Genomic DNA, 16170 nt, shown 5'->3' on the forward strand with positions numbered 1-16170 from the left:
TTCGTCGGAAGCTGTCGGTCGGTCGCTGTCACCCGAGGAGGGCCAGCACGTCCGCCTCGGTGACCAGGCCCTCGGGCAGGCCTCCGGCCACCGCGACGGCGGCGGTGGCCCCGGCATCGGCGAGCGTGGCCAGCACGTCCGCCGCCAGCCGGCCGGTACCCGCCGGGGGCGGCGGCGGTTCCATGTGGTCGGCCACCTGGTCGTCCGGGCCGACCGCGCCCCGGGCCAGGCTCCGGGCGAGGGCGGCGGGGGTCAGCACGCCCTGGATCTCGGGGAGCCGCACCGGGGGCGGGGCGGAGGCGACCAGCAGATGGGTCAGGTTCCGCTCGCGCATCAGCTTCACGGCGGCGGTCACGGACTCGTGGGGACCGACGAACACCAGCTCACGGCGCGGGTTCTGACGGTCCAGCAGGTCGCTGACCCGGGCGCCCTCGCCGGGCTGGTCGGCGAAGCCGAAGCGTTCCGTCCAGGCGTCGTCGAAGATCTTCGAGAGGTAGCCGCGCCCGGAGTCCGGGACGAGTACCACCACGACGTCGTCGGGGCCCGCGTCACGGGCCGCCTCCAGGGCCGCCGCCACCGCCATGCCGCCCGAACCCCCGGTGAGGATGCCCTCCTCGCGGGCCAGCCGGCGGGTCATGGCGATGGAGTCGGCGTCCGAGACCTTGATGATCCGGTCCGGCACCGCCGGGTCGTAGGAGCCGGGCAGCGACGGCTGCCCGACGCCCTCCACGACGTACGGGCGCCCGGTGCCGCCGGAGTAGACCGAGCCGTCCGGGTCGGCGCCGATCACCCGGACCCGGCCGCCGGACACCTCCTTGAGATAGCGGCCGGTGCCGGAGATGGTGCCGCCGGTGCCGACGCCCGCCACGAAGTGGGTGACGCCGCCCCGGCTCCGGGACCAGATCTCCGGACCGGTCGTGCGGTAGTGCGACTCGGGGTTCGCCGCGTTGGCGTACTGGTTCGGCGAGAAGGCGCCGGGGATCTCGGCGGCCAGCCGGGCGGCCGTGCTGCGGTAGGAGTCCGGGTGGTCCACCGGGACCGAGGCGGGACAGACCCGCACCTCGGCGCCGTACGCCCGCAGCACCGCGATCTTGTCCGTCGACACCTTGTCCGGGCAGGTGAACAGGCAGCGGTAGCCACGCTGCTGGGCCACCAGGGCGAGCCCGACGCCGGTGTTGCCCGAGGTGGGCTCCACCACGGTGCCGCCGGGGCGCAGCAGGCCCGCCTCCTCGGCGGCGAGGATCATGCGCAGGGCGATGCGGTCCTTGGACGAGCCGCCCGGGTTGAAGTACTCCAGCTTCGCCACGACGGCCGGGGCCAGGCCCTCGGCCACCCTGCGCAGCCGCACCATCGGGGTGTCACCGATCAGGTCGATGACGGATTCGTGCCACCGTCCGGAGCCTCCGGATTCGTCCATCGCCGCAGTCACGCTCGGTCCTCGCTCTCCGTCGGGCGGCGGTACGGGCTGAGGTGCCGCAGACTCGTGCGCACCTCCACCACCGCCGGTCCTCCATGGGCCAACGCCTTGGCCAGTACGGGGCGTACGTCCGCCGGGGTGCGGGCGGTCAGCCCCAGGGCGCCGAACGACTCGGCCAGCCGGGCGAAGTCGGGGTTCGCGAGATCGGTGGCGATCGTCCGGTTCGGGAAGGTCCGGTCCTGGTGGGCCCGGATGGTCCCGTAACTGCCGTTGTTCGAGACGATGTAGACGACCGGCAGGTCCAGGGAGCACGCGGTCATCAGCTCACCGCCGTTCATCAGGAAGCCGCCGTCGCCGACCACGGCCACCACCGGGGTGCCCTCGGCCCGCAGGGCGGCACTCACCGCGCCCCCCACGGCGAAGCCCATCGAGCTGGAGCTGATGCCGAGCAGCCGGCCGCGCTCCCCGAAGCGCAGATAGCGGTAGACCCAGCTGGTGAAGGTCCCGGAGTCCACGACCACCGTGACCTCGCCGTCCGTCAGCTCGTCCAGGGCCGCCGGAACGGCGCCGAACACCACCCCGTCCCCGGCCTCGACCGGCTGCCAGACCGCCTTGCGCACCTCCAGGGAGTGCAGCTCCTCCCGCCAGTCCAGCCGGTCCGCACCGGAGGCCGGCCAGGTGGCCAGCTCCCGCAGGAAGGCCACCGGGTCAGCGGCGAACCCGGCCTCGGGCCGGTGGAAGAGGCCGATCCGGCCCGGGTCGGGGTGGATGTGCACCAGCGGCTGCGGGTGCGCCGGGTCGGGGGCCGGGAACCGCCGCCGCTTGGTGGTGCTGGTGTCCAGCCGGGTGCCGACCGCCAGGACGAGATCGGCCCGGTCCAGGGCCGCCAGCTGGTCGGCCTGGGTGGCGTTGTGCAGATGACCGGCGTACGAGGGGTGCCGGTTGGCCAGCAGGTGCTGGTGCTTGTTGCTCGTGACGACCGGCAGACGGTGCCGCTCCGCCACCGCCCGCAGCACCGCGCGCCCCTCGGCACCCTCCAGCCCCGCCCCGGCCAGCAGCAGCGGGCGGCGGGCCGCCGCCAGCAGCTCACGGATCCGGCGCAGGCCCTCCGCGTCCGGTACGGCGGGTCCGGTGGCCCGGGCCCGGGAGGGTACGCCCACGGGATCGGCCGCCGCCCAGACGTCCTCCGGCACCCCGAGGACGACCGGGCCCGGGGTGCCGGACTCGGCGACCCGTATCGCGCGGGCCGTGAACTCGGCGGCGGAGGCGGGGTCCTGCAGCGTCCACACCGCCTTGGCCGTGCCGCCGAACTGCCGCCCCAGGTCCATGGCCTGGAAGGCCTCCCGGTCCGCTTCGTCCACCGGCACCTGGCCCACCACCAGCACGAGTGGCGAGCCGTCCTCGGCCGCCGCGTGCACGCCCACGGCGGCGTTCGCCGCGCCCGGCCCGCGGCTGACCAGACAGACACCCGCCCGCCCGGTCAGCTTGGCGTCGGCCAGCGCCATGAAGGCCGCGGACCCCTCGTGCCGGCAGGTCACCACATCGATCGCAGGGGTGTCGTACAAGGCGTCGAGCGCGGGCAGATAGCTCTCCCCGGCCACGCAGAACACCCGGTCCACGCCATGGCCGAGCAGGCTCGCCACCACGGTGTGCGCCACCGTCGGGGGCCGGTCCTGGGGGCCTGTGGTCACTGTCGACACGCTGAGTCTCCTCGGCAGCAGAGGGTCGGGCCGGTCAGCCCGCGGAGGCGGACGACGGCGGCAGATAGGCGGCGGTGGCGGTCTGCGGCGGGTAGATGATCGCCGAGTCGTCGAAGCTCTGCTGGTACTCCTGGTACTGCAGGAGTGCCAGCTCCGGAGCGTTGTGGTGCCAGTGGGCGGGGCCGCGGCCGAAGCGCAGCGGACCGCACCAGGTGTCGAACTCCATGGCCTCCAGCGCGTCCAGCAGGTCCTCCCGGCTGTCCGAGCGGGCCGCGTCCAGGGCGGCGGCGATGATGGTGACATCGGTGAAGTGGGTCAGCGCGGTGTCCGGCGGGAAGGTGCCGTAGCGCTCCACATAGCGGTCGATGAACCACCGGCCGGTGTCGGTCAGGCCCTTCCAGGACGGCCGGTAGCGCATCCCCGGCCACATCGTGCCGACGCCCTCCTTGCCCGACAGCCGCCAGAAGTCGTCGGAGCGCAGCGGGAATCCGAAGGTGACCATCATCGGCGTGTGCGGCCGCAGCCCGACCTCGGCGGCCTGCTCGACGATCAGGTAGTTGGTCTTGATGACGGCGCCGTTGATGAACAGGTCCGGCTCGAAGTCCCGGATGGCACTCAGCTGTTCGCGGAAGTCGGTGGTGTCGTCCTGCGGGAAGTCGAAGCGCAGGAACTCCATGCCGTGCCGCTGGGTGCCGTACTCGACCAGGGTGTCGGCCATCTGCTGGCCGAAGACGGTGTCCGAGGCGATGAGCCCGATGCGGCGCATCCCGGCGGACGCGGCGAAGTCGAGCATCACCGGCACCCGGTCGGCGATCGAGAAGTAGGAGCGGAAGACGTTGCGCCGCTTCTGTGCCGTGATCAGGCTGTGCCCGTTCTCCACGAAGATCGGTACGCCGTACCGGGTCGCGACGTCCACCACCGACGGGGTGGTGCGCAGGTGCCACTGGCCGATGGCCGCCACCACGTCGTCCACGAGGGCCAGCTTGACCATCTGGGCGGCCGAGGACCGGGCCATGCCCTCCTGCTTCGCCGTCGCCTGGTCGTCGTAGAGCACGAACTCGACCTGCCGGCCGCCACGGACCCCGCCGCGCTCACGGACGTACTCGGCACCCAGGCAGGCACCCCGGGTCACCAGCTCACCGGCCGTGGGGTCGCCCGGCTCGTTCAGCGGGGTGACGATGCCGATGCGGACGGGGTTCTCGCCCGCCAGCTTGTTGACCTCGTCGACGCCGGCCCGGGCGCGCTCTTCGAAGGTGGTCGGGGCGGTGGTCATCGCAGCTCCTCCTGGTAGATGGCGCATTCAGAGTTCGAACGTGGCGAGATAGGGGGCGAAGCGCTCCTCGATGAGGCGTTCGGTCAGGCCGAAGCTCTCCGGCGTGTACGCGTGGTGGCCGGTCGTCGCGTCGTTCTCGGCTGCCATGAACGCGCTCATGCGCGCACGGGCCTCGGCGGTCAGGGGCACGCCGATGTAGTCGCACACCCTCTCCGCGGCACCGAGCGGATCCTTGACGACCTCACGGAAGCCGAGGTCGAGCGGGGGAGTGGACATCGGACCGGTGCCAGGACGCAGCCCGTTGAGCGCCCGGGAGGCGTGGTCCAGCCAGTAGTGGCCGATCTCCTCCCGGTCCACCCGGTCGGAGCGGGCCGAGCGGACGGCGGCGGTCAGGCTGCACACGCTGGGCACCGCCACCACCGGGGAGCGGTGCAGCCGGACGACCTTGGCGTCCGGGTACACGGCGGCCAGGTCCTCGGCGTGCCACAGGTGCGAGGGGCACTTCAGCAGCACGGGGGCGCCCGGGTCGCGGCGCAGCACGCACCGCAGCTGCTCCCGGTGGAACGCGTAGGCGTCCCGCATCGAGCGCCCGTCGAGCCAGCGGGCGTAGCCCGGCACCCGGTAGCGGAGCGCGTAGATCGAGTGCCGGAAGGCGTTCGCCGTCAACCGGTGGCATTCCTCGGGCAGTCCGGCCTTCAGCAGGTGGATCGACCGGAAGTCGGGTGCCGCCCGGTAGTACTCCTCGATATACGCCTCGCACTCCCGGACCAGCTGCTCGGGCGCCGCGGCCGAGGCCGGCGCCATGGTCTCCCACAGCCGGGGCGCGCGCAGATCCGGGTGCTGGGCCAGCAGGTGCTGGAGGAACGTCGTCCCGGTGCGCAGCAGACCGGTGATGAAGACCGGCCGCACCGGGACCTCCCGTACGGCGGGGTCGGCGGCGGTCATCCGGTCGACCCGCAGCTGGGTCACCAGGGCGGACCGGAGCGCCGTCCGGGTGCGGATCCGCCCCGCCTCGTGCAGCCGGGCCTCCGCGTCGATACGGGCGGTCAGTTCCGCCAGGTCCGTGAGGAAGCGCAGCGGGGTGTCCTCGTCCACCCCCGCGATCCGCCGGGCCTCGGCCGCCAGCGGAGCCGGGTCGAGGTCCGCGGGATGGGCAGAGGGAGGATCGAATGCGTCCGGGCTCATGTACTCCTGCCTTCTGCGGGATGCCGTGCATTTCGCAGGTCTTTTCGGTACGCGAAACCGGCCGGGCCAGGTGATATTCACGCCTGATTTCGATCCGGTCGGCGAGTACCAACAATAGGCGCCGCGGCCTGACATGCCGCTGACGCATACCTGACCATGTTCGGGACCGAAAAGCCTTGCGAGCGTATCCGCAGCTGTGCGATAACTGACGGAAAACTGAAGGTGATGGTCCGGCATGAACGGAAGTGAACATGACCGACGTCATGGAAGAAACCGACAGCGTGCTGGATGCGATCCAGCGGTATACGGTCGCGGATAATCCCAGCGCATTTCTCGCACTGAACAGCGGCAACAGCTATTTCACATCCGAGAACTCCCCGGGTGTGATCGTCTATCGCACCACCGGCCGGTATCTGGTGCAGTTCGCAGGGCCGTTCGCCCCGGAGGAGACCCGCTCGCGGCTGCTGCGGGAGTTCACCGAATTCGCCCGCGCGCAGGACCGGAAGATCGTCGCGGTCCAGGTCCAGGCCGGCGACACCGGCCCGTACCTGGAGCAGGGATTCACGATCAACCAGATGGGGTCGTCGTTCGCGGTCGGCCTCGACGACTTCACCCTGCGCGGCACCGCCTTCATGCAGCTGCGCAACAAGATCTCACGCTCGCTGCGCAGCGGCCTGGAGATCAAGGAAGTCCCGCTCGACTCCTGGAACGAGGAGATGCGTGCGCTGGACAAGCAGTGGCTGGGCACCAAGGGCGAGGAGGTCAAGCCGCTGGAATTCCTCATAGGCCAGTACGGCGGCCGCTACCAGCACCTGCGGCGCCTGTTCGTCGGCGTCCTGGACGGCCGGCTCACCGGCTACATCACGTACTCCCCGGTCTACGGGCGGCAGGCCGGCTGGCTCCACGACCTGACCCGGCGCCACCCCGACTCCCCGCCCGGCGTGATGGAGGCGATCAACAAGACCGCCATCGACACCTTCAAGTCGGAGGGCGTGCACTGGCTCCACTTCGGCTTCACGCCGTTCACGGCGCTCGACGCCCGGCCGCCGCTGCCGGGGCACAGCCGGGCGTTCCACTGGTTCATGGGCCACCTGTGGAAGCACGGCGAGGGCGTCTACCCGGCCCAGACGCAGCTGGCGTACAAGGAGAAGTGGGCCCCCGACCTCGTCCTGCCCGAGTACCTGGCCTTCCAGGACGGGGCGAGCATCCCGGGGCTGGTCCACATCTTCCGCGCCTGCAACGCCGTCTAGGGCCTTTCGTCCGTATCGGCCCCGGCACGATCCGGGCGAGAGGCCCTGGACGCCCACCCGGACAGAAATCAGGAGGAACGCAGATGTCGGAACAGATCGACTCGGCGGGGCAGCGCGTCTTCGAGATGTTCGGCGCCGTCGCCGCCGCCCCCGACGACGTGGCGGCCGGCGAGGAGGCCGACGCGTCGCTGGCCGCGCTCGAAGAGCTGCTGGTCGCGGCGGGCGGCCCGACCGCGGATCGGTGAGGGACACCCCCACGGGGCACGTCGTCCCGCAGGGGCTCCCGGCCTGGGCTCAGCTCAGGCCGGCGGCCCCTGCTTCGCGCGTTCCACCGCCTCCCACAGATACCAGCAGGCCACCGTGCGGTACGGGCGCCACAGGGCGCCCCGCTCCTCGATCTCGGCGCGCCCGGCCAGCTCCCGCAGGCCGAAGGCCAGCGAGAAGCCGTTGCGGATGCCGTAGTCGTCCACGGGCAGCACGTCCGGACGGCCCAGCCGGAACATGAGGAACATCTGCGCGGTCCACCGCCCGATGCCCCGTACGGCGGCGAGACAGTCCACGACGTCCTCGTCGGCCATGCCCGTGATGGCGTCCAGCTCCGGCAGCCTGCCCGACTCCACCCGGGCGGCCAGGTCGTGCAGCGAGGCCGCCTTCGCCCGGGAGAGGCCCGCCGAGCGCAGCCGCTCCTCGGAGGCGCTCAGGACCTGCTCGGGGAGCAGCCCCTCACTCGTCTCCGGGAACAGCGCGCGCAGCCGGCCGAAGATGGTGGCCGCGGCCTTGTTGGAGAGCTGCTGGTAGACGATCGCCTCGGCGAGTGCCCCGAAGACGGTGGCCGCCCCGTTCACCGGCATCGCGAACGGGCCGACCTCGTCGATGAGGGCGCCCAGTCCCGGATCGGACCCCCGCAGATAGGCGAGGGCCGTCTCCGGGTCGAAGGGGAAGGCGTGGCCGCCCGCGGGTGCCGCCCTGGGCGTCTCGGCCGCACGTTCGACGGCCAGCAGCCCCAGCTTGGTGGTCACCCCGCCGTTCGCCGAGAAGCCGCCCGGCTTCCCGCCCGCCGGGACCACCCGGTGGCAGGGCACCACCAGCGCGAAGGGATTGCGCGCGAGCGCCTGCCCCACGGCCCGGGCGCCGCCGGGCTGTCCGATCCGCTCCGCGAGCAGCCCGTAGGTGATCGTCGAACCAGCGGGGATCCGCCGCGCCGCCTCGTACACCCGGCGGCGGAAGGGCGGTACCGCGGACAGGTCCAGCACGATCGAGCCGAGGTCCGCCGGCGCGCCGCCGAAGTGCCGCACGAGCGTGTCGACCGCGGCGCGCACGGCGGGCGGCGGCTCCGCCTCCAGCCCCTCGGGCACCGCCCGCGCCAGGCGGGCCCGGGTGCCCGCCTCGTCCGGCTCGGGCAGCTGCACGCAGGTGACGCCGTGTTCGCTCCACGCGATTCCGCACCGGCCCACGGCCGAGTCGAACAACGCGAATCCAGGGTTCATACGTCCACCGTTCTCTCTCACGTCTCCCTCATGGCCCCGGAACGGGCGGCAGGGGCGGGCCGGCATGAATGCCGACCCGCCCCCGCTGTCGTCAGGCGCCCGGGATCAGGACGCGCAGATACAGAATTCGTTGCCGTCCAGGTCCTTCAGGACGACCCAGCCGTCATAGGCCGCGACCTCGGTGGCTCCGAGGCTCTTGGCCCGCTTGGTCTCGCCCTCCAGGTCACCCGTGAAGAGGTCCAGGTGCAGGCGATTCTTGCCTTCCTGCTTCTCCGGGACGAGCTGCAGCGAGAAACCCACCGCGTCCTTCTGCGGGGCCTCGAAGTACATGGTGGCCTCGTCGGCGGACGAGACGGTGTATCCGGTCAGCTCCTGCCAGAATTTCGACGCCTTCTTCAGGTCGTTGGTGTCGATACATACGTTGCCGATGGAGACGGCCATGTATTCCTCCTCGTACGGAATGTGCGGGCGACGGCCAAATCCGGGCGCCTAACCCGACGGACAGTTCTACAGGATTCGGGGTGCCCGTGCACGCAGAAGATCGATGGCTTCCGGGATGCCCATGTACTTCAGGCGAGATTCGGCCAGTTCGTCGTTCCAGCGGGCCGCCAGATCCCATCGGGATTGCGGAGTGGTGTCGAGCATTCGACAGCCGGGGAACAGTTCGAAATCGGTGAGCAGTTCCCGGTGCTGGAGCATGCCCTCCTGGAACAGTTCCTCGCGGTGCATGACGAATTCGCGGTCGTTGATCTCGCCCCACAGCTCGCGTCCGCGGCTCAGGATGTGCAGCACGTGCGCGCGGTCCTCGGGGTGGCTGATCAGGTGTTCCCGGACGATCGAGCTGCCGACCGCGAGGTGGCGGATCTCGTCGATCGCGGCGCCCCGGGCGATCTCGCCGGCGACCGGGTCCAGGACCCCCCACTTGCGCTCGCTGAGCTCGGTGGAGGCGGCCAGCACGCCCTCGATGATCACGGCGAACGCCACGACCCCGCCGATGAAGTCGCCCTCCTCGCGCGTCACTGTCTGCGCGAACTGCTTGATCGGGGTGAGGACCGACTTCTCGTACTCCGCACCGACCTCCCGGACCCACGGCATCAGCCGGTCGGCGGGCACCACGTCCAGGTCGAGGATGTGGTTGCGGAAGATCATGTGGTGGCGGGCCTCGTCCAGCAGCTGGGTGGAGAAGAACTCCAGCTCGGGGATGCCGGGCGCGGTGGCGACGTAGTCGGCCAGCACGCGGGTGGCCGCCTCCTCGTCCAGCGCCCGGTAGGCCAGCTCCAGGCTCAGCGCCTCCCGCAGCGGGCCGGGCTCGCGCATGTGGTCGGGCGTGGTCACCTCGGGGGCGTACCCCAGCGGACGCCCCCGCAGGGTGCCCTGGGCCACCGCCGAGAACCAGTACGCCAGGTCGCACTGATCGACCGTCAGGGACAGCGAGCCGGCGCCGTCCAGCAGGTTCGGCGCGTTGTCCCAGTCGGCCTCGATCGGTATGTCTACGGCCATCTCGGATCACTCCATGTCTAGTTGGTGGTCTGGGCGGTCTGGGTGGTCCGGGTGTGCGCGCCGAGGTCCGGGACGCCCTCGGGGTGCAGGCGGCCGGCGTAGGTGAGCAGGGGGGTTCCGCTTCCCGGCTCACCGCCGAGCACGTCTGCCGTCAGCAGGTCGTGGTCGCCGATCTGCCGGCAGTCGGACAGCGCGCAGGCCAGGTGGGCGAGGCTGCCGCCGATCAGCGGCGCCCCGGTCAGGGCGTCGGCCGTCCACTCGACACCCGCGAACTGGGCGTCGCCGTGGCCCCGGTCCGGGGCGGCGAACTGCCGTGCCAGATGCCTCTGTTGGTCATTGAGCACGTTGACCGAAAACACGCCTGCCTTGCGCACCATCGCGGTAAACGTGGACGAGGCCCGCAGGCACACCCCGAGCACCAGGGGTGTGCGGGAGAGCGCCACCACCGCGCTCACCGTGGTCCCGTGCCGCAGACCGTCGTTGTCGACGGTCAGCACGGTGACGCCGGCTGCCACGCGTCGCAGAGCGCGGCGGCCGCTCTCGGAGCTCAGCTCGTCCTGAGAGGCCGCCGCCGTACCCGGGGACAGGGAAGTCAAAGCCCGGCTCCCTGCGTGATGTCCGAGGCGTCGTCGGGCACCGTGACCACGGGTACCCGCTCGGACAGCCCGGCCGCCCCCGCCCGGGGCCGCACCTGGTCCACCAGCCGCTGGTAGAGCGGCTCGGAGACCGGTTCGAAGGGGAGCCCGAAGGGCTTGAGGAAGTTCCCGAACACCCCGCGGTCGCCCAGGACGTGGAACGGGATGGCGAGCAGTGCCCACTCGGGGCCGATCAGCCAGAGCCACAGTCCCACGACGGCGGCCTGGGTGATCAGGCTGTGCATGGTGTTGTAGAGCACGTAGAACACCTTGGGGATGCGCCCGTCGGAGCTCCGGCGGAAGGCGATCGCCCCGGGTATGTAGCCGATCAGGTCGATGTAGGCGAACAGTGCGATGAAGGGGATCCACCGGATCTCACCGAAGTGGATGATGATCAGTACGATCGAGAGTGCGAAGCCCACGAGATATTCGGCCCGGTGCAGCTTGAATGTGTTGGGCGTCTCGAACGGGTTCTTCTGGTCCACGATTTCCTCCGCAGAATGGGTCGTGCGGCCCGTGCACAGATGAGGTCAGGACAGGTGGAGCGGACCTCCCTCGAAATAGTCGACCAATTCCGTTGCGAGACTTCCGCGCGACGGTGGGTGGAAGGCCAGCGCCCGGACCGCGGAAGCCAGATAGGCCACGTCCGGCGAGCCGACGAACGCCATTCCGCCGAGCATCTCCGTCGCCGCGTCCACCGCGGCGGCGAGCAGGTCCTGGGTCGCGTACCGGGCCACCAGCACCGAGGCCACCGCCTCGTCGCCGTCGACGCCGTCCGCGATGGCGCGTGCCGCGCCCTCCTGGAGGTCCACGGCGGCCTGGAGGCGCACCGACAGCGCGGCCCGGTCGCTCACGCTGCCGCGCTTGCGCTCCAGCACCTGGCTGACCAGCTGCGCGGCGACGCCCGTGTAGGCGGACGTGACCAGCAGCTCGAACCAGGTGAAGCCGGAGGTCTGGAGGTCGTCCAGGCGCTGCTGGTCCTCCGGCGTACTGCTGATGACCAGCTCCTTGGGCACGCGTACGTTCTCCAGCCGCACCAGATCGCTCTGGGCGGCGGCGAGCACGGGCGTGGACCAGAACGGCTCGACGCTGATCCCGGGCGAGTCCGCCGGGATGAGCAGCAGTGCCAGGCTCGGGCGCCCCGCGTCGTCGGTGACCGTGACGCTCGCGGTCAGCAGGTCCATCGAGCGGGACAGACTGCACGGCTTCTTCGCGCCGTTGACCAGGTAGCCGTCGCCGTCGCGCTCCGCGACGACCGCCGGCAGCAGGATGTTCTGGTCCGTCCGGCCCTCCGCCCAGGCCGACGAGAGCAGCAGCCCGTCCGTCGCGACCGAGGAGAGCAGCTTCGACTGCGCCGAGGTGAGCCGGTCGGCGGACGTGGCGAGGCTGAAGAGCATCGCGACCGTGAAGTGGTGCATGACCGTCGCCACACCCAGGGAGGGGGACAGCGCACCCAGGGCACGCTGCACGCGCACGGCGTCGAGGGGGCCCGAGCCGTGGCCGCCGAACTCCTCAGGGACGAGCAGACCGGCGCCCGCGTGGGCACGGAAGATCTCCACCACCTGGCTGTCGGCCGATTCGCGTTCGGCAAGTGGAATGGCTTCGAGAGCCGCGATCAAACCCGGATGGAACTTCTCGGACGCGGCGCGTGCAGAAGCCAGGAATCGCATCGCTGTACCTCCTAGAACGGTGTAGCCATGGATGTGAGGCTGTCGCCGACGAAAATCGAGTATGTCAGTACTCGACTGACGTCCTGCTGACACTCAACTGACCCTCGGAAAACGTGTGCCCGGCGGATATGGATGTCAGCGCGGAGTCAGCAACGTGCCTTACCTTCGGTGAAATGAATCTTGCGGAAAGGGAATTTCTCGCGCACGCGGCCGGTCAGGCCGCCGACTATGTCGCCGGGGTCTGCGAGCGCCCGGCCGGGGCCACCGCCGGGGCCGGTGAACTGATGAAGCTGCTCGGCGGACCGCTGCCCGCCGGGCCCACCGAGCCCACCGAGACGATCGACCTGCTCGGCCGGGCCGCCGCGGAGGGCGGAGTCGTCGCCAGCTCCGGCCCGCGCTACTTCGGATACGTCGTCGGGGGCACCCTGCCCGTGGCGGTCGCCACCGACTGGATCGCCACCGCCTGGGACCAGAACAGCGGCATCTTCGACCTCGGGCCCGCGGTCGCCACGGCGGAACACATCGCCGCCGGCTGGCTCCTGGACCTGTTCGGGCTGCCCGCCGGCACCTCGGTCGGCTTCCCGACCGGCTGCGCCATGGCCCACCTGACCGCGCTGGCCGCCGCCCGCCACCACGTCCTGGCCGAGGCCGGCTGGGACGTCGAGCGGCAGGGCCTCCAGGGCGCGCCCGCGATCCAGGTGGTGGTCGGCGAACAACGCCACCTCACCGTCGATCTGGCCCTGCGCTACCTCGGGTTCGGCTCGGACCAGCTCCGTGTCGTACCCGCCGACGGCGAGGGCCGGATGCGGGTCGAGGCGCTGGCCGGGGTGCTCGACGCCTGCGAGGGGCCCACGATCGTCTGCGCCCAGATCGGGGACGTCAACTCCGGCGCCGTCGACCCGGTCTCCGAGATCTGCGACCTCGCCCACCGCCGCGCCGCCTGGGTCCATGTGGACGGCGCCTTCGGACTCTGGGCCGCGGCCAGCCCCACGCTGCGCCACCTGGTCGCCGGGGTCGAGAAGGCCGACTCCTGGGCCACCGACGCCCACAAGTGGCTGAACGTGCCCTACGACTGCGGACTCGTCTTCGTCTCACGCCCCGAGGCCCACAGCTCCGCGATGCTGCGGACCCGCACCGACTACCTGCCGGCCGGCACCCCCGGTGAGCGCGACGCCATCGAGTGGGTGCCCGAGCTGTCCCGCCGGGCGCGCAGCCTGCCGGTGTGGGCGGCGCTGCGCAGCCTCGGCCGGTCCGGCGTCGCCGACATGATCGACGGCTGCTGCGCCCACGCCCGCCGGTTCACCGAACTGCTCGGTGCCTGCGAGGGCGTCCAGGTCCTCAACGAGGCCGTGCTGAACCAGGTGCTCGTCCGGTTCGGTGACGACGACGCCGTCACCCGGGACGTGATCGCCCGTCTCCAGGACTGCGGCACCTGCTGGTTCGGCGGGACGACCTGGGGCGGCAAGGCCGCGATGCGGATCTCGGTCACCTCCTGGCGGACCACCCCCGAGGATGTGGACCTGACCGTGGCGGAGATCCGCACGGCGCTGGCCGGCGCGCTCGCGGCGGCCGCGGGCGGCGGGGAGGGCGGGAAATGACCGGCGCCCCGGCGTACGCGTACCACCCGTGCCCGGCCGGGCACGGTGCGGCACCCCTCATCGGCGGCGGACCGTTCTGGGGGTGTTGTCCGTGTCCCGACTGTTCGGTTCACTCGCCGGCGAGGTGACGAGCGCGGAACTGGCCGCCGCCGCCAGCCGCCAGGCCCACGGGGGGCGTGACGGACGGGGGGTGCTGCGGGGGCCCGGCTGGTCGCTGGGGTGCAACCGGCTCGCCGTGACGGAGACGGCCCACGGAGGACAGCCGTACCGGTCGCCGCAGGTCCCGGGCGTCGTCGCCGCTCTCGACGGCGAGCTGTACAACCACCGTGAACTCCGCCGCCGCCTGCGGGCCCGCGGGTACGTCTTCCCCGACCGCTCCGACAGCTCCCTGCTGCCCGCCCTGTACGCCGAGTACGGGCTGGGCTTCGCCCGGCACCTGGACGGCATGTTCGCGGTCGCCGTGATCGACCTGCGGACCGAGCCCTCCCTCGTCCTCGCCACGGACGAGCACGGCATGAAGACCCTGTACTGCCACACGGCACCGTCGGGGGCCGTGCGCTTCGCCTCCGAGCTGTCCGCACTGCTCGCCTTCTCCCAGGTCCCCGCCGAGCGGCGCGACGCGGGTCTCGACGAGTACCTCACCAACGGCGCCTGCCTCGGCAACCGGACGCTCCTCGAAGGCATCCGGGTCCTGCCGCCCGCCACCACCGCGTCGGCCACCGGCCGCCACGGACTCGTCGTGCGCCGCCGTGCCGAGCGCGCCCCCGAGCCCGCGCCGCACCCCGACGGGCCGGACGGCGCCACCCCGCTCCAGCGCGAGATCGTGCGGCTGACCCAGACGGACGCCCCGGTCTGCGCCGTCATGACCGAGGGCACCGACTCCCAGCTGGTCACCGCGCTGGCGGCCCGGCAGCTGAGGGAGACGGGGGCGCCGCCCCTGCACACCTTCCACGTCTCCTACCGCGGCCGCAGGCCGGGCGCCCGGCAGGGCTCGGCCCGCGCCGCGGCCCGCCGCAGCGGCACCACACACCACGAGATCGCCCTCGGCGGCGTCGAGCTGGCCGATCTGCTGCCCCGCACGGTCTGGCACCTGGGCCAGCCCAACGCCGACCCGGCCGCCCTCAGCATGTACGCCCTGTTCCGGGAGGTGCGCGGAGCCGGGTTCACCGTCGCCCTGTCCGGCGAGGGCGGCAGGGAGATCTTCGCCGGCCAGCCGCGCTTCGGCCGCGCCGAACAGGGCCCGCGCGGCCACGACTGGGTCGCCCCGTACGTGGACGCCGTCGCGGCCGTACCGAGGTGGCTGCGCGAAAGCCTGTACGCGCAGGACTACCGGGCCCATCTGCGCGCCCAGGGCTCCGAGGCCGACCGGCTCGCCGCCTCCCTGCGGGCCACCGTCGGCGGACGCCCCGAGACGCTCGCCGACTTCGAGACCCGCTACCGGCTGCCCGCCCACCGGCTGCGCCCGGTCGACCACCTCAGCGCCGCCTGGGCCGTGGAGGCCCGCATGCCGTATCTGCGCTCCGGGGTGCTGGCGTACGCCCGGCGTATCCGCACCGGGGACGCCCCCGCCGGGCCGGCGGGACCGCGGCCGGATCCGCGGCCGGAAGGGCTCACGCCCGCACAGATGCTGCTCGCCCCCGGCACCCCGCTGCTGCAGCTGGCCTACGACACCCTCTCCTCGGAGCAGCCGTACGACGGCCGGCTGGACCCGGCGGCGGTGCGGCGGCTCCTGGCCGACCAGGTGCGCGCCTCCACCCCCGAGGGCGCGAGCGCCGTGTGGGCCCTGCTGGTGCACGAGCTGTGGAGCCAGGAACTGCGCGTCATCGGCTCCGCCGAACCCCTCGTCCTGCTGCCCGCCGAACCCGCCCTGGCGGCCTGACCCGTACCGCACGGCAGCCGGCGCCCGGAGACACTTCGTCTCCGGGCGCCGGCTCGTGTCTGGGGGTCCCGGGGGCCGGGCCGGGATGCTCCCGGCCGCCGGGACCGGCTCAGTTACCGACCAGGGTGGGCTTCGCGGGACGCGTCACCCGGCCCGTCTCGTCGAAGCCGTCGTTGTAGACGAAGGCCGTGGGGATCTTCTCGTGGAACTGGTAGTCGGCCTGGATCAGGCCGTCCTCGGTGAGCACGACGGTGTTCTGGCCCGCCATCTGTATCTCCTTGGTCTCGTTGGAGACCATGACCCAGTTGAACCGCACGAGGTTGTGGTGGCCCATGGCGTTGTACGAGGACTTGAAGTGGTAGCCGAGGGGGAAGTAGATCCCCTGGGTGTAGATGATCTGCTCGGTGATCACGTCGAGGCCCACGAACGGGTCGCGCCGGTACATGATGTAGACGGCGTCCGGTGCGTACAGCTTCTCGACGCCTTCCCGCCGCCGGTCCGTGTCGGTCTCGTTCCACAGCGCGATGTACTGCTCCGCGAGCTGGTTGGGGGTGCGCTCGGACATCGTTTCCTCCT

15 protein-coding genes are annotated in these 16170 nt (G+C 71.8%); 4 read left to right on the plus strand and 11 right to left on the minus strand.

Annotated elements, in window-relative coordinates:
• Window positions 1–28: 28 nt before the first annotated feature.
• Genes AB0F38_RS01035 through AB0F38_RS01050 form a run of 4 tightly spaced genes read right to left on the minus strand, consistent with a single transcriptional unit; the run spans window position 29 to window position 5575 of the window.
• Window positions 29–1417 carry a pyridoxal-phosphate dependent enzyme gene (locus AB0F38_RS01035; RefSeq protein WP_361884830.1) on the minus strand — a complete coding sequence of 463 codons (1389 nt, stop codon included), beginning with the start codon at window positions 1415–1417 and terminating at the stop codon, window positions 29–31.
• 8 nt (window positions 1418–1425) lie between these two features.
• On the minus strand, window positions 1426–3117 hold the full coding sequence (locus AB0F38_RS01040; protein WP_361884832.1) for a thiamine pyrophosphate-dependent enzyme: 1692 nt from the start codon (window positions 3115–3117) through the stop codon (window positions 1426–1428).
• Window positions 3118–3151: 34 nt separating this feature from the next.
• On the minus strand, window positions 3152–4390 hold the full coding sequence (locus AB0F38_RS01045; protein WP_361884834.1) for an ABC transporter substrate-binding protein: 1239 nt from the start codon (window positions 4388–4390) through the stop codon (window positions 3152–3154).
• Window positions 4391–4417: 27 nt separating this feature from the next.
• On the minus strand, window positions 4418–5575 hold the full coding sequence (locus AB0F38_RS01050) for a sulfotransferase (protein WP_361884836.1): 1158 nt from the start codon (window positions 5573–5575) through the stop codon (window positions 4418–4420).
• Window positions 5576–5826: 251 nt separating this feature from the next.
• Between AB0F38_RS01050 and AB0F38_RS01055 the strand changes: the two genes are divergently transcribed.
• Complete coding sequence (locus tag AB0F38_RS01055; protein WP_361884838.1) at window positions 5827–6825, plus strand: DUF2156 domain-containing protein; 999 nt, start codon at window positions 5827–5829, stop codon at window positions 6823–6825.
• 83 nt (window positions 6826–6908) lie between these two features.
• Window positions 6909–7070 (plus strand): hypothetical protein, encoded by a 162-nt coding sequence (locus AB0F38_RS01060; RefSeq protein WP_361884840.1) that lies wholly within the window; start codon window positions 6909–6911, stop codon window positions 7068–7070.
• A 54-nt stretch (window positions 7071–7124) separates the two neighbouring features.
• On the opposite strand, the gene AB0F38_RS01065 is transcribed toward AB0F38_RS01060, so the two are convergent.
• The 6 genes from AB0F38_RS01065 to AB0F38_RS01090 form a co-directional block, all read right to left on the minus strand.
• Complete coding sequence (locus AB0F38_RS01065) at window positions 7125–8312, minus strand: methylated-DNA--[protein]-cysteine S-methyltransferase (protein WP_361884842.1); 1188 nt, start codon at window positions 8310–8312, stop codon at window positions 7125–7127.
• A 105-nt stretch (window positions 8313–8417) separates the two neighbouring features.
• Window positions 8418–8753: a VOC family protein gene (locus AB0F38_RS01070; protein WP_361884844.1), complete on the minus strand. Its 336-nt coding sequence runs from the start codon at window positions 8751–8753 to the stop codon at window positions 8418–8420.
• Window positions 8754–8819: 66 nt separating this feature from the next.
• Window positions 8820–9812 (minus strand): VlmB-like protein, encoded by a 993-nt coding sequence (locus AB0F38_RS01075; protein WP_361884846.1) that lies wholly within the window; start codon window positions 9810–9812, stop codon window positions 8820–8822.
• A 17-nt stretch (window positions 9813–9829) separates the two neighbouring features.
• Window positions 9830–10408, minus strand: coding sequence for a flavin reductase family protein (locus AB0F38_RS01080; protein ID WP_361884848.1), 579 nt, complete (start codon window positions 10406–10408; stop codon window positions 9830–9832).
• Window positions 10405–10932, minus strand: coding sequence for a hypothetical protein (locus tag AB0F38_RS01085; RefSeq protein ID WP_361884850.1), 528 nt, complete (start codon window positions 10930–10932; stop codon window positions 10405–10407). Before AB0F38_RS01085 ends, AB0F38_RS01080 begins: the two co-directional genes overlap by 4 nt.
• 45 nt (window positions 10933–10977) lie before the next feature.
• Window positions 10978–12117: an acyl-CoA dehydrogenase family protein gene (locus AB0F38_RS01090; protein WP_361884852.1), complete on the minus strand. Its 1140-nt coding sequence runs from the start codon at window positions 12115–12117 to the stop codon at window positions 10978–10980.
• Window positions 12118–12290: 173 nt separating this feature from the next.
• On the opposite strand from AB0F38_RS01090, the gene AB0F38_RS01095 reads away from it, so the two are divergent.
• Both AB0F38_RS01095 and AB0F38_RS01100 read left to right on the plus strand, forming a co-directional pair.
• Window positions 12291–13715 carry an aminotransferase class V-fold PLP-dependent enzyme gene (locus AB0F38_RS01095; RefSeq protein WP_361884854.1) on the plus strand — a complete coding sequence of 475 codons (1425 nt, stop codon included), beginning with the start codon at window positions 12291–12293 and terminating at the stop codon, window positions 13713–13715.
• 91 nt (window positions 13716–13806) lie between these two features.
• Window positions 13807–15594 (plus strand): asparagine synthase-related protein, encoded by a 1788-nt coding sequence (locus tag AB0F38_RS01100; protein ID WP_361884856.1) that lies wholly within the window; start codon window positions 13807–13809, stop codon window positions 15592–15594.
• Window positions 15595–15703: 109 nt separating this feature from the next.
• Here AB0F38_RS01100 and AB0F38_RS01105 read toward each other — a convergent pair whose 3' ends face one another.
• Window positions 15704–16159, minus strand: a complete 456-nt coding sequence (locus AB0F38_RS01105; protein WP_361884858.1) for a nuclear transport factor 2 family protein — start codon at window positions 16157–16159, stop codon at window positions 15704–15706.
• Between the last annotated feature and the right edge of the window lie 11 nt (window positions 16160–16170).

It is taken from the genome of Streptomyces sp. NPDC025273 (assembly GCF_040638585.1).
Lineage (GTDB): Bacteria > Actinomycetota > Actinomycetes > Streptomycetales > Streptomycetaceae > Streptomyces > Streptomyces cinereorectus.